The organism is Ruminococcus sp. YE71, from assembly GCF_900119155.1.
Classification (GTDB): Bacteria; Bacillota; Clostridia; order Oscillospirales; family Ruminococcaceae; genus YE71.
In genome coordinates, this window is sequence record NZ_FPIR01000028.1 from 1 (window position 1) to 24,616 (window position 24,616).

Sequence of the window (24,616 nt, forward strand, 5' to 3'; positions counted from 1 at the left end):
AAACGCTCTATCAGCATCATTCCGACAAAGGTTTTGCCCAGACCGACACCGTCACAAAGGAAAGCACCTGAGTAACGCTCAGCTATCTGGATAAGGCTGTTATAACCGTCCTTCTGATACTGCGACAAGCCCTTATACACGACCGATTCGTTTTCTTCCCATTCGGATACAGTTTCCTCATGGCTCTTGAAATACTCATACATGGAGCGAAGATAAACATCATAAGGACTGAACTCACGGCAGTGCATCTCCATTACCTTCAACACAGCTTCGGTAATATCCGTGCCGTTCTGCCAATGTTCATCAAACCACTTCTGAAGCTGTTCAACTTCATCTTTGACCTGAACATTCAGCTCGATATTCTGCGTCAGTCCTGCCTTAGTAAAGTTGCTTGAACCGACCAGGGCATATCCAGAAGGAACATTCATAGCAGAAATGAACTGATCTCTGTACTCATCACGGAAATATGTGATATATGCTTTAGCGTGGAATTTATTGCTGTCATATACACGGCACTCAATTTTTCCAAACTTCATAGCCTTTATGATAGCCGGAACACCTATCAGGAACTCATTCTTTTCCTGCTCCCGCTCCATACTGCTACGGAAACGCTCGATCATAGTCTGTGCGACTTCCTCTATGACATCTTTGGTGCGCTTAGTTACTTCGTTGCCGAGGATAATGCGTATCTTGTCGAGCTTCTGCCAATCTTCCCCTAAAGTGAGCAGACCGCCGATCTCGAAGTAACCTGTTGCAATATCCATCTGCTTGGAAATAGAACACCACTCAGATAAGTAATTCTTTACGGAAGCCTTTTCATTGCTGTTGTCAACTATATATAAAGTATCGTGTGCCATTGCAATCCCCCTGACTATTGCATAATTCAGGGATAACTGTTCATTCTGCCTGCATACCTAATAAATACGGTGTTATACTATGTAAAGTATCTTGAGAGAAGTTAGTTTTCTTGAAACAGATACTTTTACGAAATCCGCATATTTTAACAGGTATTTGCTTTGAAAGACATAATATCCCATAATGAAATTATACAAGATTTTCCGTAAAATTTCAAGTATCAGGCTGAAAATCGGCGGTTTGTATACAAGAGGACTGACTCAGATGTGCAGATTGCTATTCTGAGGGCATTGGAGGGCTACTGAATGGAGAAAACAGGTATAACTATTACAAAGCGTAAAGACGGACGGTATGTCGGGAAGTTCATCGCTGAATACGCCGATAACGGCAAAGCGCAGTATCACTATGTCTACGGCAAGACCTATGAAGAAGCCGAAAACAAGGTGATGATAGGGCGAGAAATTACCACACGCTATCTTTCGGGCAGATATATCAAAGTCGGCAAGGTGTATCGGGAATGGCTGAATGCCGTGGTGAACCGTGTCAAGGAATCTACGCTTGCCAACTACCGGAACAAGTTTGAAAAGCACATTCTCCCCGAATTCGGAGATATACCCTGTGCCGACCTGACCGCAGGCAGGATAAACGCATTTATAAACAAAAAGCTCGCAGACGGATTATCTGCAAGCTATGTGAGGGATATATTTACCGTTTTCAAGACGATGCTGAAATATGCACAGGAGGAATTTGGGTTCAGGTTATCGCTGAAAAATGTCGTTCTCCCCAAAGCCGAAAGAAAGCAGGTCGAAAAGATTTGCGATACAGAACAGAAAAAGCTCGTTTCTTATCTGAAAGCAAATATGTCGCTGACTGCTTTCGGTATCCTGCTGTCGCTTTTCATGGGACTGCGTATCGGTGAGCTTTGTGGCTTGAAATGGGAAGATGTGGATTTCAAGCATAAGACGCTATATATCAGGAGAACGGTTCAGCGTATCAGCTCCGCTGACGGCAACAGAAAAACAAAGGTCGTGATCTCAGCTCCGAAGTCGGCAACATCGTTCAGAGAGATCGCTATCCCAGATATGCTCATGAAGTATTTTGAAATGTTCCGAGATGAAGCCGATCATTTCATTTTATCGGGTGCGGACAAGCCCGTTGAACCCCGCACGATGCAGTACCGCTACAAGAAGATACTGCAATCGGCGGAGGTAGAAAACCACAATTATCACAAGCTCCGCCACACATTTGCGACTAATTCCGCAGAGAAGGGATTCAACGTCAAAGCCCTGTCCGCCGTTCTCGGTCACAGCAGCGTTACACTGACACTCAACCGATATATTCACCCTGACCGCACCTATGAACGCAGGCTCATGAATATGTGTATGCAGTTGTAAATTGTTGTCAGAACAGTATCTTGAAAATTGAATAGTGACGGTTTTACGCTGTTTTGTGAGCGCTATCCTGAATGTATCTGTTTCAAGAAATCGGCTTTTCTGTATTATAGAGCAACTGCGCGCAGGTCTTGCGCTGTATGCGCGCTGAATATGTGAAAAAAGCTCTCTACGATCATGTGGAGAGCTTCATAAACGTAATTAAGGCTCCCAGAATACTCTGAGAGCCTTGTTATTTCACATATATAGAAATAGATTGCCTGCACTGTCAGAAAAGCTGTCCTGAATCAACGTCTACCTTGACTGCAAATCTATTCTGGAAGTGTAGTTCCTCTACGATAATAACTGCGGTATTATCAGAAGCCTTCCTGAGCGAGCCTACAAAGGTTATCTGCCCACCTTTTGAGTAGAGGAAACTTATTGATTTAGCGTTGTCATCAAATGCAAGGCAGGTAAACGTGTCTGTCTCAACGGTATCAATGCCATTTCGTTTCGGCTGGTCAACAGCAATACTGAATTTGCAGTAGCTGCAATCCTCCACAGTTACAACGTCCAAATCGGTGGTGATGCGTCCTGTCATCATGATCTTGTTTAACATAGTCTACTACTCCTTTCAGTCCTCGTCGCTGCACTCGTCCAGCCCGTGCAGGAGCTGAATATAAACGCACTCAGCTCGTTCATGCTCCTCGCCGTCGGCGGACATCATAAGTTCAAGGAAGTATGCCTTAGCTTGTTCGTAGTCATTCCAGACCTCACGCTTACCGTTGCATATGGTAGTGACTTTGTTTGATCTCGGCATTGCCAATTCAGGTGTTTTCAACATAGCTGTTACCTCCAAAAGTTTTATCGTGAATCCATTATAGCGGATAATTATTTCAGAGTCCAGCATATCAGGATAATTGTAATAATCTTTGTGCAGGGCGCAGCAATATTACAATTATCCCCGGTGCAATGCGCTGTATTATTCAAGGTCATTTCGCTTGCGCTTTTTCTGCTGGTCACGGCTCCGTTCCTGACGGAGATACTGTTCGATCTCTCTTGCCGCCTCGGATAACTCTCTTGCCTTCTGATCGGCGGCTTTGTATTCTGCATTCTTCTGTACCCGTTGTGCAGTCAGATCAGCGATCATCTTCTCGAATTTCTCCACAGAAGGAGTAGTCCCATCGGGATACCATTCCAGTATTTTTTGTGTAAGCATATGATGCTCGGCAAGTGATTCACTATGTTCCTTTTTATACTTTTCTTTTTTACGTCCGTTGAGCGCCATATATTCCTGATGTATCGGTTTCACCTCACGGTATTTGCGGAGCGTTTCTGCACGTTCTTCAAGCGACTTGATCTCACCTGAAATGTGGTTAAGATCCTGCACAAGTGCTACCCTTTTACTGAAAGCTGAAATGCCGGAAGTCTTGGCTTCATCAACCGTTACGCCGTACTTGGCAAGAATGTTCAGTGCCTTGCTTGTGATCTTCATATTCTCACGGTCAATGGCATCACGGATAAACTTGTTTTCTTCAGCCTTCGGGGAAATAACTCTAACTTTAGTTTTCGGAGTATAAAGCATTATGCCATTGTACTGTGCGATACGGGCTTTTATCTGCTCAGTCTCATAATACCAGCCCAGTGTTTTCGCCCTTGTGAATTTTGCACGGGAATTATTCTCTTTCTGCTCTGCAAGCATATATTTCAGGTCGATTTTATGGTCAGGATTATATTCGACAAGTATGCCGTACTCAGCGCATTTCAGAAGGAAATCATCAAAATCTTTGCTGACCTTTACTACCTGATCTATGGCATATTTCAGCTTGGCTTTCCATGACAGACCTTGACGGGACATATCCCATTCCCAATGGCTCTTGCCTTTGCTCTGTTCGGGGTTCTGAATGATGGACAGATTGTTCTCACTGCATAGCTCGTCCGAGATGCGCCGAAGCTCTGCCCAGGCACGGTCTTTCTTATTGCCTTGATTATGCTCAGTTTCAAACGTTTTGCCCGTGATCATGTTCGTATTATTTACGATTATATGTGCGTGGATATGCTCATGATCTTCGTGTACGGCAATGACATATTGATACTGCTCTTGCAACAGTCTATGGCATAGTTCTTCTGCAATCTCCATAGCTTTTTCAGGAGTGACTTCTCCGGGAGAAAAGCTCTGAATTATGTGCTGTGCTTGGGTGGTGCTTCGTCCTGTTCCAAACCGTTGTCGGACAGCTCGGAATTGTTCGGCTGCTCGGACTGGTTCTGTCTCGCACATAAAAGACTGGACAAGTGCATGACCTCTGGTCTTATTCCCGTCCACGATGTATTCAAGGCTGTCGCACACTGAACTCCTGATTGAATGTAGTTTAGTAACTGCCAAATCTCGTTCACGCTCGCTTTCATTGTTGTAATATCTTCGCTGTAAGCACGTCCTGTTCCGTTCACTCTGCGGGCTACCTGATTCACATTCGCAGCAAGCCCACGAACTGCACCGACGATGTTCTTCATATCGTCCTGATCTATCATCAGAACATAGTGTGCTTTGGTGCAGTCACGGACATAGCTGGACTTTCTCATTTTAAGCAAATCAGCCTGCTTGCAGATATGCTCCCACTCCGTATCATTGAAGCGGATATTAAGAGTATGATTACGGCACTGATCCCGTCCGTCGATATATTCCTGTTCGTCTGCTGTGAGGTTATCGAGAGTGACCTTTTCAAGCACTCCGTCAAGCTCCTCTTTCAAACCATCACGAGTATAGTTCAGAGTAAGTTCCGCGCTGTCCTTGTGACCGTAATCACGCTTGTAGTTTTTCTCTGCCTTTGTCATAAAATCTTCCTTTCGTTCCTGACCGCATCAGCGGTCTTTTTTATTAAGGGGTCTTAGGGGAACTTTTCCCCTGACAAGCATCGTGTTTTGTTGCCCGTTTTCCGAAACGCGGCACAAAATACCGTGCTTGCAAACTGAGAGTGCCGATTTCATCGACACTTATATAATCCGCCTGCGGCGGTTGTTTTCTCGCTGTAATAGCGGGAATTCGGAGCGATAGCGACTCTATCTTTTTTTCGTCGCTCCTGCCGACGATTATATTGTAAAATACCTCGGCGCAATTATTGCGCAAGTTGTGCGGCAGTTTGATGAAAATGTATCTTTATATATCTACCGAAGAATTTATGGTTATGTTAATGTTTCTTCTGAGAATTTTCAGTATGTTTATAGCAGTTCTTCTCAATGCTTAAAATCAACAGCGAATTTTATGTTTATATTGTGTATAGAACTGTTGCATTTTTAAAATCAACTTAGTTGCTTTTTCAATGATTATGTGGTATACTTAATAAGTAAGAAAAGGTATGTTCTTACTTATAAACGTTTCGCATTTTGGAGGAAGATAATATTTCGGAGGACTATATGGCTCTTATTGATACTTATAGAACAAATGTTGCAAAGAAAAGAGAGCAGATTTCCAAACTGTTTTCAGAGAAAGCTAAGGAAAATGAAAAAATAGCTGCAGCAAGAACTAAAATTGAACGTGCCAGCGATGCTATAAGAAAAACAAAAAGTTCAGCTACCATTAAATCTAAAACCAATGATATAACTAGGGCTGAAAAAGACATCACAACGTCTGAGAAGAAAATTGCCGTTCTTGAAAAACAGATTGCAAAGCTTGAGAAGGAAATAGCTGATGAACAAAAGAAAGTTGAACGTGAAGAAAAGAAGATTCATGATCAACGAATTAAAGAGGAAGCCGAAATGCAGAAAAAAACACAACACCAGATTTTAGAGTTAAATAAAACAATTCAGCGTCATGCTGACATACATTCTAATTTGCAGAATCAAATAGATGAATTACAGAAATTACCTAAAACAATTACTGTATTATTTTTAGCATCAAATCCTGTAGATACTCCTTCGCTACGGTTAGATGCTGAATGTCGAGCAATACAAGAAATGATTAGGAAGTCTGAATATAGGGACACAATAAAATTTGAATCAAGGTGGGCTGTACGAACTTCTGATCTTCTACAGGCTATAAATGAAGTTAATCCTGATATTATTCATTTTAGTGGTCATGGAGCTGACGATGGTACGTTAGCATTTGAAAATCCTGACGGAGAATGTAAATTAGTTACAAAAGAAGCTATGGCACAAACTATTATGACACTTTCCGATAAGGTGCGTCTGATTTTCTTTAATGCTTGCTTTTCAGCTATTCAAGCGGAGAATATCGTAAAGTATGTAGATATAGCCATTGGAATGAACACTTCTATAGGCGATGAAGCGGCACTCGTATTTGCCTCTCAGTTTTATTCTTCTATAGGATTTGGTAAGAATATAGAAGTATCTTTTAATCAAGCCAAAGCTGCTTTAATGTTAGAGGGTATTCCTGAAGAAACAACCCCCGAATTGTTTGTTCGAGATGGATTGCAAGCTAACAGTATTATTTTAGTTCAACCAGAATAACATCATCTATAAATCAGAAATATTTTCGTAAAAGCTGTGAAGCGGGATATACTTCCGCTCCGCAGCTTTTTATTATTTCCGGACAAATTACACTGGGGAAAATGGAAATTTCACTAAAAGTTCGTGCGCAATTGCGGCTGGACAAATGGCTTCATTGCGCGCTATAATTTGATTGTGGAGATACCACGGCAGACACAAACAAAACAAGGAGAGAATAAAACGGAAGGAGGTGGCGGTATGCTTACCTATGAACAGCAGACAGAAAAGCTCCTGAGCAAGCGTCAGGCGGTGCTTGACCGTATCGAGAGCGACAAGGCTGAGATTGAGAAGATCAATGCAAAGCTGAATGCTATCCAGCTCGCTAAGATCAGGGACGCACTTGGCTGTGATGAGCAGGGGCTTTTTGAGCTTATCACCAAGCACCCTGAACAGCTTGCAAAGCTCAGACAGGACAGCATTTTCGAGAGCGATACAGATACAGCTCAGGACGATGATGAATCCGAACTTATCGGACAGACTTCTTTCTTTGATGAGAAGTCTTTCAAGGACTGATAGTCCGACAAAAAAGCTGTGATATGGGACGGCAGCAATGCCGTTCCGCACAGCTATCATAAAAGTATAAGGCAACAACAAAACGAGGATAAGAAAGAGAAAGCGAAGCCCTCACTCTATATGCGTAGAGATAGACAAGCAAAGGAGAAAGTTCGCTATGAATAATAAAGATTATACTGCCGTAGAAAATACGGCAACAGAAACTGTGTCCGAGTACAAGATTGGACATACGCTGTATACGGTCAAGACCGTATTTAACCCTGCTTCAAAGGCAAGCCTTTCGGATATTCTTAAACGGCTCATAATCCGTGAGTGTGAGGATTTCCTCGGTGAATCCGGACAAGAACACGAGAAGCAGGCTGTGTAACTTTGGAATATCGGCGCATTGTATTTATTTTCGGTGCGCGCTATAATGATAACATAGCTTGCTGTATCTGTCGGAAAGGAAGGTTTAATATGACAGACAAGATCACAGCATTATATTGTCGTCTTTCGCAGGACGATATGTTACAGGGTGAGAGCAACAGCATCACCAATCAGAAGGCTATCCTCAAGAAATATGCAGAGGACAATGGCTTCTGCAACACCGTTTACTACGTTGATGACGGAGTAAGTGGAACAACGTGGGAGCGCGAGGGCTTCAAGGCAATGATGGCTGATGTGGAATCCGGAAAAGTAGGAACGGTCATCACCAAAGACCTTTCAAGGCTCGGTCGTGATTACCTGAAAACTGGTGAGCTTATCGAGATTGTGTTCCCGGATTATGACGTTCGCTATATTGCGATAAATGACGGTGTGGATACATTCAAATCCGAAAACGAGCTAATGGCATTCAAAAATATTTTTAATGACTGGTACGCTCGTGATACAAGCAAGAAGATCAGAGCCGTTTTCAAGGCTAAGGGGCAGTCGGGTAAGCCACTTTCTGTGCCGATTTACGGTTATAAAAAATCGGAAACAGATAAAAACTTATGGTTGATCGATGATGAGCCTGCAGCAGTAGTGCGAAGGATATACAAACTTTGCATTGACGGGTACGGACCGACTCAGATAGCAAAAATCCTCACTGCTGAGGGAATGCCAACACCAACAGCATACGCCATATCACAGGGCAGGAATCCCGTAAACAAAAACGCCAATCTTAAACGCTGGGACGGTAAAACAGTATCGGGAATCCTCGACAAGGCGGAGTATTGCGGGCACACCGTCAACTTCAGAACACACAAGAAGTCCTACAAAAACAAGAAGACCGTGAGAAATCCGCAGGAAGAATGGCTCATCTTTGAGAACACTCATGAGCCTATCGTAACTCAGCAGGAGTTTGATTTGGTGCAGGAACTTCGCAAGAATAAGCGCCGTCCTACTAAACACGAGGAAGTCAATCCATTTTCGGGTATGGTCTACTGTGCGGACTGCGGAAAGAAAATGTATCTGTGCCGAGCGACAAGTCTGACCGCCGATCAGGAGCATTTGAAGTGTTCCACATATTCCTCAGACAAGGACGCTTGTTCCGCGCACTTCATCAGAACTGTTGTACTGAATGAGATCGTGTTGAACGAGCTGAACAAACTGCTTGTCAGGGTTAAGGAACATGAGGACGAGTTTGTGCAGGCGGCTATGGACAATTCCGTTCAGAAGCAGTCCTCTGAGCTTACAAAAGCAAAGAAAGCCCTGAAACAGGCTGAAAAGCGTATCATTGAGCTTGACAGGCTGTTTACAAGGCTTTATGAGGACAATGTATCAGGGAAAATTTCCGATGAGCGATTTGCTGTCATGTCCGAAGGATATGAGGACGAACAGAAGAAACTAAAGGCAAGCGTTACAGAGCTTACTGCCTATATTGAAACCGCCGAACAGAAGTCCGCTGATGTGACCGCATTCATCAGCGTGGTGCAGAAGTATGAGCGTATCACGGAGCTTACTCCTGAGATCATGCATGAGCTTATCGAAAAAATCGTTGTTCATGCTCCTGACAAGAGCAGTGGTCACCGCACACAGCAGATTGACATTTATTATCGCTTCGATGTCGCAGTATCGACTGCGGTCGCTGACAGTATGAAGTACGACAAAAAGAGAAAGGTTGCGTAACCAAGGCAGTTACGCAACCTCATCTTAAAATCTTAAATACTTCTTTATCGGCGCTCCTCTAAAGGGTGACCTCTTTGTTTTATCAGTCTTCGGTGGGTTCGTTTTCGGACTCTTGTTCAGCCTTTGCTTCTTCGGCTGCGAGTCTTGCGGCTTCTTCCTCGGAGACGTCTTCGGCGGTGCTGTCATCGACCTTAGCTATCTCTGCGGAGTCGTCGTGTTCTGCGCGGGTGAAAGCGACCACGGTCGCGTCTGCGCCGAGTTTCATCAGGCGGACGCCGCGGGCGTATCTGCCCATCATGCGGATATCGGCTGCGCGGAGTCGGATAATTACGCCATCGGAGGAGATCATGATGATATCATCCTCTTCGTCGATGACCTTGATACCGCAGACGATATCGCCCTTGCAGCTGTAGTTCTTCAAGCCGTAGCCGCCGCGGCGCTGGATGCGGTAGCCGTCGAGTGAGCACTTGCGTCCGAGGCCGCCGTCGGTAACGGTGAGCACGGAAGCGCCGTCGCGGACTCTTGCCATTGAAACAACGTGGTCGCCCTCGCGGAGCTTGATGACCTTAACGCCGTGAGCGCTTCGGGACATCTTGCGGATGTCGGTCTCCTCGACGCGGATAGCCATACCGTTTCTGGTAGCGACGATCAGCTGGTTGCTGCCGCCCGTCATTCTCACGCCCATGATCTCGTCGTCGTCATCAAGACCGATAGCGATGATGCCCTGTTTGCGGACGTTCTTGTACTGGTCGAGGGAAGTGCGCTTGATCTTGCCGTTCTTCGTCACGATCACGATATTCTTTTCGGGGTCGAAGTCGGCGGTCTTTATCATCGCCGCGATCTTCTCGCCCTCGCGGAGCTGGAGAACGTTATTGATGTGGATGCCCTTGGACGCCTTCGAGCCCTCGGGTATCTCGTAGCATTTCAGCTTGTACATCACGCCGAGGTTGGAGATGAAGAGCAGATTGTCGTGGGACGAACATATGTTCATCTCCTCCACGAAGTCATCCTCGCGCTGTTTCATGCCCGAAACGCCGCGGCCGCCGCGGTTCTGAGCCTTGTAAGTGGAAACGGGCATACGCTTGATGTAGCCGCCGTTCGTGTAGGTAACAACGTTTTCCTCGACGGGGATGAGGTCTTCGACATCGACCTCGCCGCTGACGTTTTCGATGCGGGTGCGGCGGGTATCGCCGAACTTCTCCTGTATCTGCTCGACTTCCTCGATCATGATGCTGAGGATACGGTCGTGGTTTGCAAGGATGTCCTCAAGGTCGGCGATCTTCAGGCGGAGTTCATTCAGCTCGTCGAAGATCTTCTGCTGTTCGAGACCTGTGAGTCTTGCGAGGGTCATGTTCGCGATGTGGTCTGCCTGAATGTCAGTCAGTCCGAAACGCTCACAGAGGCGCTGTTTAGCTTCGGGGACGTTCTTCGAGGACTTCATTATCTCGATGACCTCGTCGATATTGTCGAGAGCTATTTTCAGACCCTCTAAGATATGCTCGCGCTCCTTCGCCTTCTTGAGGTCGAATTTTGTGCGGCGGGTGATGACTTCCACCTGGAAGTCGATATATTTTTCAAGCATCTGCTTGAGGGTCAGTGTCTTCGGCACGCCGTCCACCAGAGCCAGCATGATAACGCCGACGGTATCCTGGAGCTGTGTGTAGTTATACAGCTTGTTGAGGATGACCTGCGGTATAGCGTCCTTTTTCAGCTCGATGACTACGCGGATACCCTCTTTGAGGTTGGACTCGTCGCGGAGGTCGTGGATGCCCTCGATGCGCTTGTCCTTGTGCAGCTGCGCGATCGACTCGATGAGCTTGCGCTTGTTGACCATGTAGGGTATCTCGTGGATGATGATGCACTGTCTGCCCTTTATCTCGGTTATCTCGGCGTCGCCGCGGAGGGTTATCTTTCCTCTGCCCGTGCCGTAAGCCGCGCGGATGCCGCTCCTGCCCATGATGATGCCGCCCGTCGGGAAGTCGGGGCCCTTGATGCACTGCATCAGCTCGTCAAGAGTGCAGTCGGGGTTATCGACGATGAGCTTCATCGCGTCGATGACCTCACCCAGATTATGGGGCGGTATATTTGTCGCCATACCTACGGCGATACCGTTTGAGCCGTTCACCAGCAGGTGAGGGAAACGGGAGGGGAGCACCGAGGGCTCCTGCAATCTGTCGTCGTAGTTGGGCTGGAAGTCTACGGTATCCTTGTTTATATCCGAGAGCATATGCAGCGACATCTTCGCCATCTTAGCCTCGGTATAACGGTAAGCCGCAGCAGGGTCGCCGTCCACTGTACCGAAGTTACCCTGACCGTCTACCATCGGATAGCGCAGCGAGAAAGGCTGTGCCATACGGACGAGCGCATCGTATACGGAAGCGTCGCCGTGAGGGTGATATTTACCGAGCACCGAACCTACGGTATCGGCGCACTTGCGGTAAGGCTTTTCGGGATACAGACCGTTCTCGTACATCGTATAGAGGATACGGCGGTGAACGGGCTTCAAGCCGTCTCTTACGTCGGGAAGCGCACGGGAGCATATTACCGACATCGAATACTGAAGGAATGACTCCTTCATCATACGTTCGATATCGACGTCGATTATATTCGTATTGTCGGTATAGCCTGCTTCGTGGGCATCATTTATTTCGTTACTCAAAATATCACACCTTCTGTTTTTCTAATTTTGATATCATTCTTCTTGTTTGTCGTCCTGACCTTTCGGGTCTTCGCTGTCATTTTCTGCGTCCTCATCTTTTTTCCTGCCTATCTTCGGCAGCTCGCGCTTTTTTCTGGTAAAGAACTCGATATAGTCGTCTCCGAGTATATTCATCAGGTGCGCGACGAACACATTGTTCATGCGGTCGGTAAAAGATGATTTCGGGATAGTGTATATCATATCGCCCTTGAATATCAGCACGTAGAGGTCGTCGTAGTCGATGACCTTCAGGTCGATATCCTCAAAGCGTATCATAACGGGGGGATAGGTGTAGAGAGTATCGCCCGACAGCTCGGAGCATTTTATTATGATGCGTGAGCTGTAAAAGGACAATTTGTAGCTGTCGTTCTTCACCCGCTCGGCGGCTTTGAGGGCTTCGCGGCGCGAACCTGCGGAGGTCAGCCATTTCAGTACGATGGCCATTACGCAGACGATGAACAGTATATACAGCAGGGGCGTTCTCGGGCTGAACAGTATGGAGATAAGGAACATCACCGAAAGAGTCGCGAACAGAAGGGACATCTTCATATTCCTTCTCTGCACGAACTCGTTGTGATAGAGCAGGTAGCCCTTTATCGCCTGTTCGGTGGTAAGGCTGTATTCGGCTTCAAATATCAGCTTATCCTTTTTCACGTCGGCGGTATAGCGCGGACGCTTGTCGAACAGTGCGGGCTGTTCCTCATCCTCTTCGTCGGAGATATCATCCTCGTCCCCTTCGGGCTGAGGCTGTTCGCGGCTCCCGAAGAACATATCCTTGATAGTCTCGGGCTGGAACATCTCTGACTTTTTTATCTTATCGGCGATATCGCCTGCGCGGAAATTCCTGCGTTTTGTGACGGTGAAATCAACGTCATGCTCCGCAGTCTCCTCTTTTTCCTCGGAAGTCTTTTCTTCCTCGGGAGGTTTTTCCTTTGAGCTTATGTAAGAAGCCTCAGCCTCGGCGATTATGCTTGAAAAAAGGTCATCTACGGGCTTACTCGGCTTTTTTCCCGAATTGCTGCTTATTATCGGTTCGGAATTGAGCCATTCGGAATTTTCAAGCTCGTTATCAAAATCAGTACTCAAAATGACTGTTCCTCACACATCAAGCTCGGTAACATACTGAGCGTTCTTTTCGATGAAAATACGTCTCGGCTCGACTTTATCGCCCATCAGTATCGTGAAGGCTTCGTCGGCTTTCTGAGCGTCCTCGATATTGATCTTTATCATGGTGCGCTTTGTGGGGTCGAGGGTAGTTTCCCTGAGCTGTTCGGGGTTCATCTCACCAAGACCTTTGTAGCGCTGTATATCGACTTTGAGTCCGCTGTCGCCCGCAAGCTCGGCGGCGTACTTGTCGCGCTCGGCTTCGGTGAAGGCGTAGCGCACCTGCTTGCCGCGCCACAGCTTGAACAGAGGCGGCTGAGCGCAGTAAACGTGACCCTCTTCGATAAGGGGACGCATATAGCGGAAGAAGAAGGTGAGCAGCAGAGTGCGGATATGCGAACCGTCCACATCGGCATCGGCCATGATGATGACCTTGCCGTAGCGGAGCTTGTTGATGTCGAAATCCTCGCCGATGGAAGTACCGAGGGCGGTGACTACGGGCATGAGCTTATCGTTGCCGTACACCTTGTCGATACGCACCTTTTCGACGTTGAGCATCTTGCCCCAGAGGGGAAGGATAGCCTGGAACTTTCTGTCGCGGCCTTCCTTCGCGGAGCCGCCCGCCGAATCACCCTCGACGATGAACAGCTCGGTAAAGCGGTTGTCACGCTCGGAGCAGTCCGCGAGCTTGCCTGGCAGGGAAGAGGATTCGAGTGCGGACTTGCGCTTTCTCGCAAGGTCTCTCGCATTCTTCGCCGCCTCTCTCGCACGCTGAGCCTGCTGTGACTTCTCGAAGATGAGGTTCGCGGTCTCGGGGTGCTCGTCGAGATAATCCACCAGCTTTGCGGTCACGAGCTTTTCAACGAAGGGTCTGACCTCGGGATTACCGAGTCTGCCCTTTGTCTGACCCTCGAACTCGCAGTTTGTCAGCTTTACCGACACGATTGCGGTCAGACCCTCGCGGACGTCATCGCCCGTGAGCTTCTCGTTATCTTTCAGCTTGCCGAACTTGTGGCCGTACTCGTTGATAGCCTTGGTCAGCGCGGCTTTGAAAGCGTTCTCGTGAGTACCGCCGTCGGGGGTGTGGATATTGTTCGCAAAGGACAGCACGAAATCGGTGTAGTCCTTGTTGTACTGGAGAGCGATCTCCGCAAACATATCGTTCTCCATGCCCTGGATGTGGATGATCTCGGGGAACAGCGGCTCGGAAGCCTTCGACTTGTGGATATGCTCGACAAACTCTCTGATACCGCCCTCGTAGTGAAGGATCTCGCCCTTCTCGTTCTCGGGGTCGCGCTTGTCGGTGAATACTATTTTCAGACCCGCATTCAGGAACGCCTGTTCCCTCAGTCTGCGGAGAAGTGTGTCGTAATCGTAGGTGGTGGTCTCGGTGAAGATGGTTCCGTCAGCCTTGAACTTTACCTGCGTTCCCGTCTTGTCGGTCTTGCCGATGATCTTCAGGGGCTCGTCGTAATGACCGCGCTCGAAGTGTTGGAAATGTACGTTCTCGCCGTCGGATACGGTTATCTCAAGCCACTCGGACAGCGCGTTTACTACCGACGCACCAACGCCGTGCAGACCGCCCGCCATCTTGTATCCGCCGCCGCCGAACTTGCCGCCTGCGTGCAGAACTGTGTAAACTACTGTCGCCGCAGAGATCTTCTCCTTCGGATGGATGCCCGTCGGGATGCCTCGGCCGTTGTCGGTGACGCAGATAACGTCCCCTGGCAGGATGTCAACGGTTATCACTGTGCAGTAGCCCGCAAGCGCTTCGTCTATCGCATTGTCTACTATCTCGTAAACAAGATGGTGCAGACCGCGCGGACCCGTCGAGCCAATGTACATACCCGGACGGACGCGCACCGCTTCAAGCCCCTCAAGCACCTGTATCTGCTCGGCACTGTAGTCGGTGTCCTCGTCAACTCGCGATATGTCCTTCGCCTCGAACTCCTCCTGCTCCTCTGTCTGCACTTCCTGATTCAATTCTTCACTCATGTTATCTACCTCCGTCTTACTTGGGGTTCTTGTAAAGAGTGCGGGTCTTCTTTTGGGAGCCCCCCCCTCACTAAAACTTTTAATACTTTCCGGCAAGGGGTGTGTTTCTTCTCAACCTTGTTTCGGTCGGGAAGATAGTAGTTCTTTTACTACATAGACTGCCCCTTGCCAAAAAGACGTTCGTCAGCGGTTCACGCATCTGTAGCGTCGGATTCAGGTCTCCCGCCCACAAAGAGGAGAGAGCCTGTCTTCCGAAACCGCAACCAACAAACGACATATTAAAAATTTCAGGAAGGGGTCTGTGGGAGAAACCTTTTTCAAAAAGTTTTCCCCCAGTCAGAACTGCACTCACTAATTATAGAAATTCTATCTGTTATTGATCCGTTTTTCGATCGTTGATGGTGATATGCGGCTGATGTGGACTTTTTCGTCAAGGTTGATCTTGTCGAACGTAACGATGAAGCTGCGTGGGATGTCGTCGGTGCAGCTGACCTCGTGGCCGCGGGCGGCGGCTGAGCGGAGGTAATTTTTAGTATCCTCCGAGACGGACGTGCGTTCGATATTAAAGATACCGACTATATCCTTTGTCATCACGATATGGTCGCTGCCGATATGGAGATACATCCGTTCATCCCTCCGTAACGTGTCCCGATTCGATGCGGAACAATCTGCCGCTGTATTGTTTCACCAGTTCCTCGTCGCAGCAGGTTATCATCACCTGCATACCGCCTATCTTATTCATGATGAAGCTGCGGCGGCCGAGGTCGAGTTCGCTCATCACGTCGTCGAGGAGAATGCAGGGCGGATCGCCCGTTTCCTCGGTAAGGATATACGCCTGCGACAGCTTCATGATAAGAGCCGCGGAGCGGTGCTGTCCCTGAGACGCGTAATCCTTCATATACAACCCGTTTATGCTGCATCTGAGGTCATCGCGGTGGATACCGTGAAGGGTGAAGCCTGCGCGGATGTCATCGGCGCGGCTATTTTTCAGGCGCTCGAAGTATTCATCGGCGAGGTCGTTTTTATAATCGACCCTGCCTTCGAGTTCGGAATAAACGGTTGAGTGGTAATCTATAGTCAGCCGTTCGCTCCCCGAGGAGATTTCGGAGTAAAGTGCGGCGGCGGTCTTTTGCAGTTTTTTGCAGTAGTTATATCTCAGCACCGAGATGTACGCGCCCATCTGAGACAGCTGAGTATCCCAGATATCGAGCATCGACTTGTCGGACTTGCCCGAAGCGATGAGTTTCAGCTGTAGGTTCCGCTGTTCAAGGATGCGGCGGTACTTGTCGATAACGGCTCTGTAGGAAGTTTTCAGCTGTGACACCGAAAGGTCTGCAAAGGAGCGGCGTATATCGGGCGAGCCTTTTGACAGCTCCAGATCTTCGGGGGTGAAGATGACGCATTCGAGAGCGCCGAAAAGCCCCGATGCCGAGCGCAGGTTCACGCCGTTAAGGGTTATCTTTTTGGAGCGGAGCTCCTGACGGCGGACGGCGCAGGTTATCTGCTGAGTGCGGCGTTTATCCTCGAAGGAGAGGGAAAGGGAGTACCCCTCGGCGTCCCTGCCGATAAGTTCCTTATCCTTTGCGCCGCGGAATGAGCGTTCACCCGAGCAGAGCCATATCGCTTCAAGGATATTGGTCTTGCCCTGAGCGTTTCTTCCGCAGAGGATGTTCAGCTCGGGGTGAAACGACAGCTCGATCTCACGCAGATTGCGGAAACCGTCGGCTGAGAATTTTTTCAGTTTCATTCTTCCGATGAAACTGTGAGTTCAAGGTCAAGCTCGGGAACGTACACGCGGTCGCCGATGAAGAGCTTTTTGCCCCTTTGCAGGCAGACTTCATCGTTCACGAGTATCCTGCCTTCGAGGACTGCTTCCTTCGCTTCGCCGCCTGTTTCGGTAAGGCCTGCGAATTTCAGGAAGGAGTCCAGCTTGATGAACTCGGTCGTTATTGCTATTTTGTCTTTTTTCATGGGTATTTCTCCCTTGTGTAGGGGTTTATATTTTCTTTTCTTTGGGGATGTTTTGTTTTTGACTCCTGCTGAGTGGACGACGAAGAATCGCTTCGCTCTCTTCGTCTGTTTCAGATGATTTTGGGTGTGCTTTGCTTTTCTTTTTTATTCCTTCGGGAGTCTTACGGGGAGTACCAGGAATACATAGTTTTCGCCTTCCATCGGTACTATCTTCATCGGCTGTAACGGGCCCGAAAGCTGTAACTTTACTTTCTCATCGGGGATGGTCTTCAACGGATCAAGGAAAAATCTGCACTTGAATCCGATCTCTATCGAACTGCCCGTCATCCCGACATCTATCTCGTCCTGAACTTTGCCTATCGCACCCGTCTGACACTTGAGCTTCAATGTGCCGTTCTCAAACCGACAGCGCACAGGGCTCGGGTTCTTCTCGTTGATGAGAAGCAGACAACGCTCCAGCGAGGTGATGAGCTGTGTGCGCTCCACAACTATCTCGGTGTTGTGCGTCACGGGGATGGAGGACTTGTAGGGATGGAACTCGCCCTCTAAAAGGCGTGAGTTCACAAGGTATCTGCCGATCTCGAAGATGATGTGCTTCTTCGAGAGGAACATATGGCAGATGTCCTCGGGCTCATCGGAGAGAAGTTTTGCGACCTCGTCGAGGTTCTTCGCAGGGACGATGAACTTTACATTCTCGTTGTAAGCGATAGGTTCGGTGCGTACCGCGAGACGGTAGCCGTCTATCGCCGCAACTGTGAGGGTATTTTCCTCGATAGTGAAGAGTTCGCCTTTAAGGATAGGCTTTATATCGAGCTGAGAAGCCGCGAACTTTGTCTGAAGGATCATGCTTTTGAGGACAGGCTGTGAGATATCGATAGAATCGAAGCCTTCCTTCTGAGGGAGTTCGGGGTAATCATCAGCGGGAACGGAATTGATAGTAAAGAACACGCTTCCGTTCTTGATAGTTATCATATAATTCTCATCGACCTCGATAGTGATAGCGCCATCGGGCATTTTACGCACCATTTCGGAGAAGAAGCGTGCGTTAACGATAAAGCTGCCCTTATCGGCGGACTGAACGGGGAAAGTAGTACGGATACCTATTTCGAGGTCATAGCCTGTCAATTCGAGCAAGCTGTCTGCGAGGGAGAATTTCACGCCCTCGAGGGAAGATATTGCCGAGCGGTCGGCTACCGCCTTAGAGACGTTAGTAAGAGCGTCGGAGAGAGCGGTTTTTTCGCAGATGAATGTCATAAGAATACTCCTTTAAGGCAAAAGAAATTAGCAAAAGCCAAGCACAAACAAAGCGTGTTCGCCAGAGGATAGGCGGGTCCATGCGCCCCGCCTTAGCTTCGCACGGCTACGCGCTGGGCAGGGTATGGGGCGGCAGCCCCATTCAAATAAGTGTCTGCGGCGACCAAGATCAAAACAGTCTGGTCACGCAACATAAAAAGTCCACACCAACGCCACTGACAGCGCCGATAGCCGCAGACACACCTCTGACTCCAAACGCGAGTGCGGTGAACGAAGTTCACTCGCACGAGCCAAAGCGGCGGAGCCGCTTTGCAGGTCCAACTCCAAACCCAAAAATAAATATCAAAAAATCAAAAATCTCCAAACTCCACCCCAAAGAAACTTTTCAACTTTCGCCATCCGCACCGTCCCCAAAAAAGAAGCAGTTTCTCTCGCGCAAAAGAAAGATAAGATAACTAAATTTTTATCAGTATTATTATATCCTGTTGAAAAGTATTGAAACCCCATCAAACCCCGATAAACAGGGGATTTTTTTTCAACACACTTCCAACCCGGTTTCAATCCCTTTCAAATACCAAAAATTGGCATAGCCGTCATCGTTGAAAGTGTTGGAAAATTGTGTGTTGAATGTTAGGAAAAATGTTGGGAAAAAGGGGGTATTTTGAAAACCCGAAGTGAGTTTGGTTGAAAGAGGGAAGTGCGTTTCGGCAGAATCCGCACAATTGCGCCGTATCCGAAGCCGAAAGACGGTCGGTACGGATAGAAAATATGTTGAAAAACCTGTTGAAACTGTTGAAAACCCGTGAGACCCGTCAAACCTCCTTGAGGTTCTTCATAATGTCGTTTACGGTGTCCTTCAGGTCGGCATTCGAGTTTATCTTGTCCACGATGTCCTGATAATGTATGGTCATGGTGGAGTGGTTCTTGTTCAGGATGTTGCCTATCTGGATGTAGGTAAGCCCCTTTATCTCTTTAAGAAGGTATATGGTGACCTTGCGCGCAAGGGAAATGTTAGCACGGCGGTTGGAGGACAGGATGTCCTCGGAAGTCACACTGAACGCATTCGCTACTTCGGCTATAACACGCTCGCTGGTGATCTCGGCAGGATGGTTCTCGATCATGATCTCCTTGATGACACGCTGAGCCATGGCTATGGACGGCGCTTCGTTCGTGTAGGTGGTGAGACCCTTGATCTTGTTTATCGTGCCTTCCAGCTGACGGATGTTCGTCTTGATCTTCTCCGCAATAAGACGCGCTACATTGTCGGACAGCTGCAAGTCAAGCAGCTCCGCCTTTGACTTGACGATCGCCATACGCGTCTCAAAATCGGGCGGCTGGATGTCTACCTGCATTCCGAGAAGGAACCTCGAACGCATACGGTTCTCCAGTCGGGAGATCTTGCTCGGCGCAATATCAGAGGTCAGAACTATCTGCTTGCCCGCATTGTACAGGTCGTTGAAGGTGTGGAAAAACTCCTCCTGAACAGCATCTTTGTTGATGATGAACTGGATGTCGTCGATGAGCAGATAGTCCGCACTGCGGTACTTGTTGTGGAACTCGGTCGTGCTGCGCTCAGAAAGTGCCTGCACAAACTCGTTCGTGAAATTCTCGGTGGTGGTGTAGATGAGACTCAGCTCGGGATGGTGCTGCTTTATGTAGGACTCTATAGCCTTCATAAGGTGCGTCTTGCCCAGACCCGAGTCGCCGTATATGAACAGAGGGTTGAATACCTGCGCCTTGTCGTCGGGCTCGCCGTCCGCTTTCTTCGCTACTGCCGTGCAGCACGCAAAAGCAAGATCGTTGGACTTGCCGCGGATGAAGTTGTCGAAGGTCAGCTTGTCCTGATTGATCGAAGGGGTAGGGGCAGCCTTACCGACAGGTGCGTCGGTGGCAACAGGCGTTACGTTCGCCTCACTCTCCTTCGTGCGTACAAGTATTTTGATGTCTACGGGGAAACCAAAAACGCTCTCAAACGCCTGCGCTATCTCCTTGCCGTAGATCTCTTCGGTGGTCTTCTTATAAAATTCGTCTTTCGTGAGAAGGTATGCCGTGTTGTTTTCAAGCTTGAACGGCTCAAGCACCGCAAGCCAGTTCTTGTAGCCAACATCACTTATGTTCGGCTGCTCGTACAGGTATTTCAAGACGTTTTCAAACATTTCGCCAAAGGAATCCATACAGTTTTTTCTACCTTTCCTTTCTGTAAATATATTATGTTTCCAATTTTTATCGAATCATAATCTATTATATCACATCTTTTGCAAAATTTCAAGTAGAATACATTATAATAAATGTAGAATTTCCAGCCTGTTTTTTTGTCAAATCGGGTATATCAAAATGCGTCACAAAATGTTTAGAAATTGTCAATACGAGGGGGGTGAGTGCGGGTCTTTACTGGGGGAAACCCGCCTTAGCTTCGCACGTCCGCCTTAGCTACGCACGGCTAGAAGAAAGGTTCTCCCCCAGACCCCCTTCCAAAGACTTTTAATATGTTGGACGTTTATTGTGGATTTGAAGATAGACTATCACCATTTCAGGAGTGACCATCTAAAAAAATCCGCAAATGAGGCGTAAATAAGAAGAACCACAAACTACCTGACCTGCACAAAGTAGAGAGAAAACCCAACACACTTGAAGCGGTGAGAGACCATCTTCAAAACCAAAACCAACAACCGACATATTAAAAGTTTTAGTGAGGGGGTTTGGGGGAAGACCCTTTTTCAAAAGGGTCTCCCCCAATTCCGACCCGCACGAACGAAAAAGACCGCTGAAAAGTGCAGCGGTCCGGTGAAGTCAGAGTTTGTAGATGCCGACGGTGTTGCCGTGGCTGAGAGCGGCGCGGGGGACGCGTTCGGAGATGCCGCAGACGATCTCGTAGCCGATGGTGCCTGTAAGTTCGGCTATGTCGTCGGCGGTTATCACCTCGCCGTTTTCCTCGCCTATGAGGGTGACGGTGTCGCCTGCCCTGACGTCAACGCCTGTGACATCGACCATGAACTGATCCATGCAGACTCTTCCGACGATCTTGCAGCGTCTGCCGTGAACGAGTATCTCGCCCTTGTTGGAGAGGGCGCGGGGGTAGCCGTCGGCGTAGCCGCAGGTGATGGTGGCGAGCTTCACGGGGGCGTCAGCGGTGTATGTACGTCCGTAGCTGACGGAAGTCCCCTTCCCGATCGTCTTGACGAGCGAGACAGTAGAGCGAAGCGTCATGACCTGTTTCAGCTCGAAGGGCAGGTCGAGGGCTGTGTCGGGTTTCAGACCGTAGAGGATGATGCCGAGCCGTGCGACTGCCGAGCGGTCATTGTAATGGAACAGACCGCCTGCGGAGTTCAGGCTGTGGACGGTTTGCAGGTCGAGACCCTTGCCGCGTGCGATGGAGACAGCCGTGTAGAGCTTGTCAGCCTGCGCGGCGGTGTATTCGCGGCAGGAGTCGGTCATGGTGTCAGCGACCGCGTAGTGGGTGAACGCGCCTTCGAGGGAGATGTTCGGCAGACGGCTCTGGGTGAGCAGCTCCTCTGCTATCTCCTCGGGAGTGCCGCGGACGCCGATGCGCGTCATGCCCGTGTCTACCGCCGCGTGACAGCGCACAGGCTTCTCCGCACACGCAGAGAGCGCCCTCGCATAGTCGGTGTCTACAGTAGCCTGTATGATGCCGTACTCGGCAAGCTCGGCGGCACAGTCGGGCTGCGTGTAGCCTAAAATAAGGATGTCGCCCGTGATGCCCAGCTTCCGCAGTCGGATGGCTTCATCTATGTTGGAGACCGCAAACCGCGTCACTCCAAGCTCGTTCTGTAAAAAAGGAGCCGCGGCACAGTCGCTGTGCCCGTAACACGACGCCTTCACAACACACATGATGGGCGTGCCGTGCAGCATCTCGCGGTAACTGTTGTAGTTGTGGGCGAGAGCGTCCAGCGAGACTTCCGCCCATGTTCGCTTGTACAGCTTCATATAAAGAACCTCTTTTGCCTTGGGTATAGTGCTTTGACGTTTGGTGAGTGCGGGTCTTGGCTGGGGGAAACCCTTTTAAAAAAGGGTTCTCCCCCAGACCCCCTTCCTAAAATTTTTAATATGTTGTTCGTTGGGTGTGGTTTGGAAGATAGACTATTACCATTTATAGAGTAATGGTCTGATTACAGGGAAAGATTGCACACGCCGCTCCATGTGTATTACTCACTGAATGAAGCGTAAACCACCTTTGAACGGTCTTTTTGGCAAGAGGTAACAATTTTAGAAAGAACTACCATATTCCCGACCAATACAAAGCAAGGAATAGAAACTCAAAAGCCAAAAAGTATTAAAAGTCTTTGGAAGGGGGTCTGGGGGAGAACCTTTCTTCTAGCCGTGCGAAGCTAAGGCGGGTTTCCCCCAGCGAAAACCCGCACTCCCCCCGTCGAAAGTGCAAATGACTAACAATAAGGATAGCACAAATGGTGAGGAATGTCAAGTACAGAAGCGGTGGGAGCCGATGGTGAGGACGGTGGGGCGGGACCACATGAATTTGTTGGAAGTTTTTTCGGGATTATAATAGTATATGCAGCCGCCTGTGGGGTCCCAGCCGTTGAGGGCGTCGCGGGCGGCGGAGTAAGCGGAGTCGGCGACAGGTTCATTGAACTGACCGTCAACGATAGCTGTGAAGGCGCCGTTCTGGTAGATCACGCCCGAGAGAGTATCGGGGAAAGATGGGTGTTCGATTCGGTTAAGGATAACGGCGCCGACTGCGACCTGACCCGTGTAGGGTTCGCCGCGGGACTCAGCCGAAATAATACGCGCGAGAAGGTAGACATTCGACTCTGTAGCGGGGGGGACGGAGCCGACGGTAATACCGAGGGCGCGGAGGGTGAGGGGGCCTGCTGTGCCCGTCTGGGCTATTCCCTGCTGTTTCTGGAAGCGAAGGACAGCCTGACGGGTCTTTTCACCGTAGTAGCCTGTGATGTCGTCGTGGAAGAGGCCGCGTTCGGCGAGTTTTTCCTGAATAGCCTTGACCTCAGAGCCGCGGGAGCCGACGGAAGAGAGTGCCGATATATTATTTCTGTCGGTAAAGGCGCGGGCTGTCAAAGTTATGACCGCTATTATAAGAAAAAGGATAGCACAGGTCTTGAAAAAATTCTTGAGATAGGACATATTTTTGCTCCTTTGAAAAAATATTCTGAGGTTATTATGGGGCAAAATACAGGAAAATATGCAGGATTTCAGATAATTTTCTATAATAAAAACTAAAATAGTGTACGTTTGATTGTGCAAGTATACAAAGTGAGATTTTTTTGCAAAAAAGTGTTGACAAGCGTCGAAATTAGTGCTATAATAATTAAGCTGACTGAGACAAACGGTACAGAAAAACGGACAACAGAACACGAATGACAGGAATGTGCAAAGCGTGTAATGAAGGACGTTTGAAAGTAAAGTAAGTCAAAGGAAAGCAAACTACCAAACTTCGTTCAAATTTAGTTAATAAAAGATTTTAAAAATCTTAATTGACAAAACGAACGAAATATGGTAAACTAAAATAGTTGACCCGCTCGTAACGAAAACGAGCAAGAAAGTAAAACATCTGAATGAGCCTAAAACTTATTCAAAAAGAGTTTACAAAATAAAGGGTTGACAAACAAAAGAAAATGTGATATAATAGATGAGCACTCTTCGAGAGGAAACAAAAACCAAACGAAAGAGAGCTCTGAAAGATCACTTTTCGGAGAGAAGCTCGAAAGAGCTTACAGCACCTTGAAAATTGAACAGCTAAACGAAACAAAACCCTTGGAAATACTTTGAGGAAACTCTAAGTAACGAGAAAGTCAGAAAAGACTTAAAAATCGGTCAGTAATTCGGTTTAAGAAATCGAATGTTTCTGAGATCATAATTCTATCGGAAGATAGATTAGGATACAACTTTATTAAGAGTTTGATCCTGGCTCAGGACGAACGCTGGCGGCACGCTTAACACATGCAAGTCGAACGGTGAAGAGGTGCTTGCACTTCGGATCAGTGGCGGACGGGTGAGTAACACGTGAGCAATCTGCCTTTAAGAGGGGAATAACGACTGGAAACGGTCGGTAATACCGCATAACATATCGAAGCCGCATGACTTTGATATCAAAGATTTATCGCTTAAAGATGAGCTCGCGTCTGATTAGCTAGTTGGTGAGGTAACGGCCCACCAAGGCGACGATCAGTAGCCGGACTGAGAGGTTGAACGGCCACATTGGGACTGAGACACGGCCCAGACTCCTACGGGAGGCAGCAGTGGGGAATATTGCACAATGGGCGCAAGCCTG

General features: G+C 48.4%; 20 protein-coding genes and 1 rRNA gene. 6 read left to right on the forward strand and 15 right to left on the reverse strand.

Annotated elements, in window-relative coordinates; genetic code table 11:
- The coding region (locus BT142_RS17185) for a phospholipase D-like domain-containing protein (RefSeq protein WP_242940043.1) at window positions 1-857 on the reverse strand (857 nt) is incomplete at its 3' end.
- 303 nt (window positions 858-1,160) lie between these two features.
- On the opposite strand from BT142_RS17185, the gene BT142_RS17190 reads away from it, so the two are divergent.
- Entirely contained in the window at window positions 1,161-2,249 is a 1,089-nt protein-coding gene (locus BT142_RS17190; protein WP_072419407.1) for a tyrosine-type recombinase/integrase, read from the forward strand.
- Between the two features lie 265 nt (window positions 2,250-2,514).
- Here the strand turns inward: BT142_RS17190 and BT142_RS17195 are convergent, their stop codons facing one another.
- From BT142_RS17195 to mobC, 4 genes are all read right to left on the reverse strand, one after another.
- The gene (locus tag BT142_RS17195) at window positions 2,515-2,844 is read right to left on the reverse strand and encodes a single-stranded DNA-binding protein (RefSeq protein ID WP_072419408.1); all 330 of its coding nucleotides are present in this window, start codon (window positions 2,842-2,844) and stop codon (window positions 2,515-2,517) included.
- Between the two features lie 15 nt (window positions 2,845-2,859).
- Entirely contained in the window at window positions 2,860-3,069 is a 210-nt protein-coding gene (locus BT142_RS17200) for a hypothetical protein (RefSeq protein WP_013497901.1), read from the reverse strand.
- A 138-nt stretch (window positions 3,070-3,207) separates the two neighbouring features.
- Window positions 3,208-4,503, reverse strand: coding sequence for a relaxase/mobilization nuclease domain-containing protein (locus BT142_RS17205; protein ID WP_242940044.1), 1,296 nt, complete (start codon window positions 4,501-4,503; stop codon window positions 3,208-3,210).
- Window positions 4,407-5,057, reverse strand: coding sequence for a plasmid mobilization protein (mobC, locus tag BT142_RS19795; protein WP_072419410.1), 651 nt, complete (start codon window positions 5,055-5,057; stop codon window positions 4,407-4,409). Before mobC ends, BT142_RS17205 begins: the two co-directional genes overlap by 97 nt.
- 579 nt (window positions 5,058-5,636) lie before the next feature.
- On the opposite strand from mobC, the gene BT142_RS17215 reads away from it, so the two are divergent.
- The 4 genes from BT142_RS17215 to BT142_RS17230 all read left to right on the forward strand — a co-directional run bounded on the left by BT142_RS17215 (window position 5,637) and on the right by BT142_RS17230 (window position 9,329).
- Window positions 5,637-6,689 (forward strand): CHAT domain-containing protein, encoded by a 1,053-nt coding sequence (locus BT142_RS17215; protein WP_072419411.1) that lies wholly within the window; start codon window positions 5,637-5,639, stop codon window positions 6,687-6,689.
- A 237-nt stretch (window positions 6,690-6,926) separates the two neighbouring features.
- Window positions 6,927-7,241: a hypothetical protein gene (locus BT142_RS17220; RefSeq protein WP_072419412.1), complete on the forward strand. Its 315-nt coding sequence runs from the start codon at window positions 6,927-6,929 to the stop codon at window positions 7,239-7,241.
- 157 nt (window positions 7,242-7,398) lie between these two features.
- Window positions 7,399-7,608: a transposon-encoded TnpW family protein gene (locus BT142_RS17225; protein WP_072419413.1), complete on the forward strand. Its 210-nt coding sequence runs from the start codon at window positions 7,399-7,401 to the stop codon at window positions 7,606-7,608.
- An 89-nt stretch (window positions 7,609-7,697) separates the two neighbouring features.
- Window positions 7,698-9,329: a recombinase family protein gene (locus tag BT142_RS17230; protein ID WP_072419414.1), complete on the forward strand. Its 1,632-nt coding sequence runs from the start codon at window positions 7,698-7,700 to the stop codon at window positions 9,327-9,329.
- A gap of 82 nt (window positions 9,330-9,411) precedes the next feature.
- Here BT142_RS17230 and gyrA read toward each other — a convergent pair whose 3' ends face one another.
- From gyrA to BT142_RS17280, 10 genes are all read right to left on the reverse strand, one after another.
- Complete coding sequence (gene gyrA, locus BT142_RS17235) at window positions 9,412-11,988, reverse strand: DNA gyrase subunit A (protein ID WP_278277340.1); 2,577 nt, start codon at window positions 11,986-11,988, stop codon at window positions 9,412-9,414.
- Between the two features lie 33 nt (window positions 11,989-12,021).
- Complete coding sequence (locus BT142_RS17240; RefSeq protein ID WP_072419415.1) at window positions 12,022-13,113, reverse strand: hypothetical protein; 1,092 nt, start codon at window positions 13,111-13,113, stop codon at window positions 12,022-12,024.
- Window positions 13,114-13,125: 12 nt separating this feature from the next.
- Entirely contained in the window at window positions 13,126-15,126 is a 2,001-nt protein-coding gene (gene gyrB / locus BT142_RS17245; RefSeq protein ID WP_072419416.1) for a DNA topoisomerase (ATP-hydrolyzing) subunit B, read from the reverse strand.
- Between the two features lie 366 nt (window positions 15,127-15,492).
- A complete protein-coding gene (locus BT142_RS17250) occupies window positions 15,493-15,750 on the reverse strand; it encodes an extracellular matrix regulator RemB (protein WP_072419417.1) in 258 nt (85 codons plus the stop codon).
- Between the two features lie 4 nt (window positions 15,751-15,754).
- Window positions 15,755-16,873, reverse strand: coding sequence for a DNA replication/repair protein RecF (gene recF / locus BT142_RS17255; RefSeq protein ID WP_072419418.1), 1,119 nt, complete (start codon window positions 16,871-16,873; stop codon window positions 15,755-15,757).
- Complete coding sequence (locus BT142_RS17260) at window positions 16,870-17,097, reverse strand: RNA-binding S4 domain-containing protein (RefSeq protein ID WP_072419419.1); 228 nt, start codon at window positions 17,095-17,097, stop codon at window positions 16,870-16,872. Before BT142_RS17260 ends, recF begins: the two co-directional genes overlap by 4 nt.
- A gap of 144 nt (window positions 17,098-17,241) precedes the next feature.
- The gene (gene dnaN, locus BT142_RS17265) at window positions 17,242-18,351 is read right to left on the reverse strand and encodes a DNA polymerase III subunit beta (RefSeq protein WP_072419420.1); all 1,110 of its coding nucleotides are present in this window, start codon (window positions 18,349-18,351) and stop codon (window positions 17,242-17,244) included.
- Window positions 18,352-19,163: 812 nt separating this feature from the next.
- Window positions 19,164-20,525, reverse strand: a complete 1,362-nt coding sequence (dnaA, locus tag BT142_RS17270) for a chromosomal replication initiator protein DnaA (protein WP_072419421.1) — start codon at window positions 20,523-20,525, stop codon at window positions 19,164-19,166.
- A 616-nt stretch (window positions 20,526-21,141) separates the two neighbouring features.
- Window positions 21,142-22,296 (reverse strand): alanine racemase, encoded by a 1,155-nt coding sequence (gene alr, locus BT142_RS17275; RefSeq protein WP_072419422.1) that lies wholly within the window; start codon window positions 22,294-22,296, stop codon window positions 21,142-21,144.
- Window positions 22,297-22,788: 492 nt separating this feature from the next.
- Window positions 22,789-23,469, reverse strand: coding sequence for a cell wall hydrolase (locus tag BT142_RS17280; protein ID WP_072419423.1), 681 nt, complete (start codon window positions 23,467-23,469; stop codon window positions 22,789-22,791).
- Between the two features lie 762 nt (window positions 23,470-24,231).
- On the opposite strand from BT142_RS17280, the gene BT142_RS17285 reads away from it, so the two are divergent.
- Window positions 24,232-24,616 (forward strand): 16S ribosomal RNA (locus tag BT142_RS17285); the annotation flags it as partial.

Bases quoted from the DNA above. Each gene is read 5' to 3' on its own strand.
- recF (WP_072419418.1), bottom strand. From the start codon at position 16,873: ATGAAACTGAAAAAATTCTCAGCCGACGGTTTCCGCAATCTGCGTGAG.
- BT142_RS17250 (WP_072419417.1), bottom strand. From the start codon at position 15,750: ATGTATCTCCATATCGGCAGCGACCATATCGTGATGACAAAGGATATA.
- BT142_RS17195 (WP_072419408.1), bottom strand. From the start codon at position 2,844: ATGTTAAACAAGATCATGATGACAGGACGCATCACCACCGATTTGGAC.
- BT142_RS17215 (WP_072419411.1), top strand. From the start codon at position 5,637: ATGGCTCTTATTGATACTTATAGAACAAATGTTGCAAAGAAAAGAGAG.
- alr (WP_072419422.1), bottom strand. From the start codon at position 22,296: ATGAAGCTGTACAAGCGAACATGGGCGGAAGTCTCGCTGGACGCTCTC.
- BT142_RS17230 (WP_072419414.1), top strand. From the start codon at position 7,698: ATGACAGACAAGATCACAGCATTATATTGTCGTCTTTCGCAGGACGAT.
- dnaA (WP_072419421.1), bottom strand. From the start codon at position 20,525: ATGGATTCCTTTGGCGAAATGTTTGAAAACGTCTTGAAATACCTGTAC.
- BT142_RS17225 (WP_072419413.1), top strand. From the start codon at position 7,399: ATGAATAATAAAGATTATACTGCCGTAGAAAATACGGCAACAGAAACT.
- BT142_RS17220 (WP_072419412.1), top strand. From the start codon at position 6,927: ATGCTTACCTATGAACAGCAGACAGAAAAGCTCCTGAGCAAGCGTCAG.
- mobC (WP_072419410.1), bottom strand. From the start codon at position 5,057: ATGACAAAGGCAGAGAAAAACTACAAGCGTGATTACGGTCACAAGGAC.
- BT142_RS17190 (WP_072419407.1), top strand. From the start codon at position 1,161: ATGGAGAAAACAGGTATAACTATTACAAAGCGTAAAGACGGACGGTAT.
- dnaN (WP_072419420.1), bottom strand. From the start codon at position 18,351: ATGACATTCATCTGCGAAAAAACCGCTCTCTCCGACGCTCTTACTAAC.
- gyrB (WP_072419416.1), bottom strand. From the start codon at position 15,126: ATGAGTGAAGAATTGAATCAGGAAGTGCAGACAGAGGAGCAGGAGGAG.
- BT142_RS17205 (WP_242940044.1), bottom strand. From the start codon at position 4,503: ATGTGCGAGACAGAACCAGTCCGAGCAGCCGAACAATTCCGAGCTGTC.
- BT142_RS17200 (WP_013497901.1), bottom strand. From the start codon at position 3,069: ATGTTGAAAACACCTGAATTGGCAATGCCGAGATCAAACAAAGTCACT.
- BT142_RS17260 (WP_072419419.1), bottom strand. From the start codon at position 17,097: ATGAAAAAAGACAAAATAGCAATAACGACCGAGTTCATCAAGCTGGAC.
- BT142_RS17280 (WP_072419423.1), bottom strand. From the start codon at position 23,469: ATGTCCTATCTCAAGAATTTTTTCAAGACCTGTGCTATCCTTTTTCTT.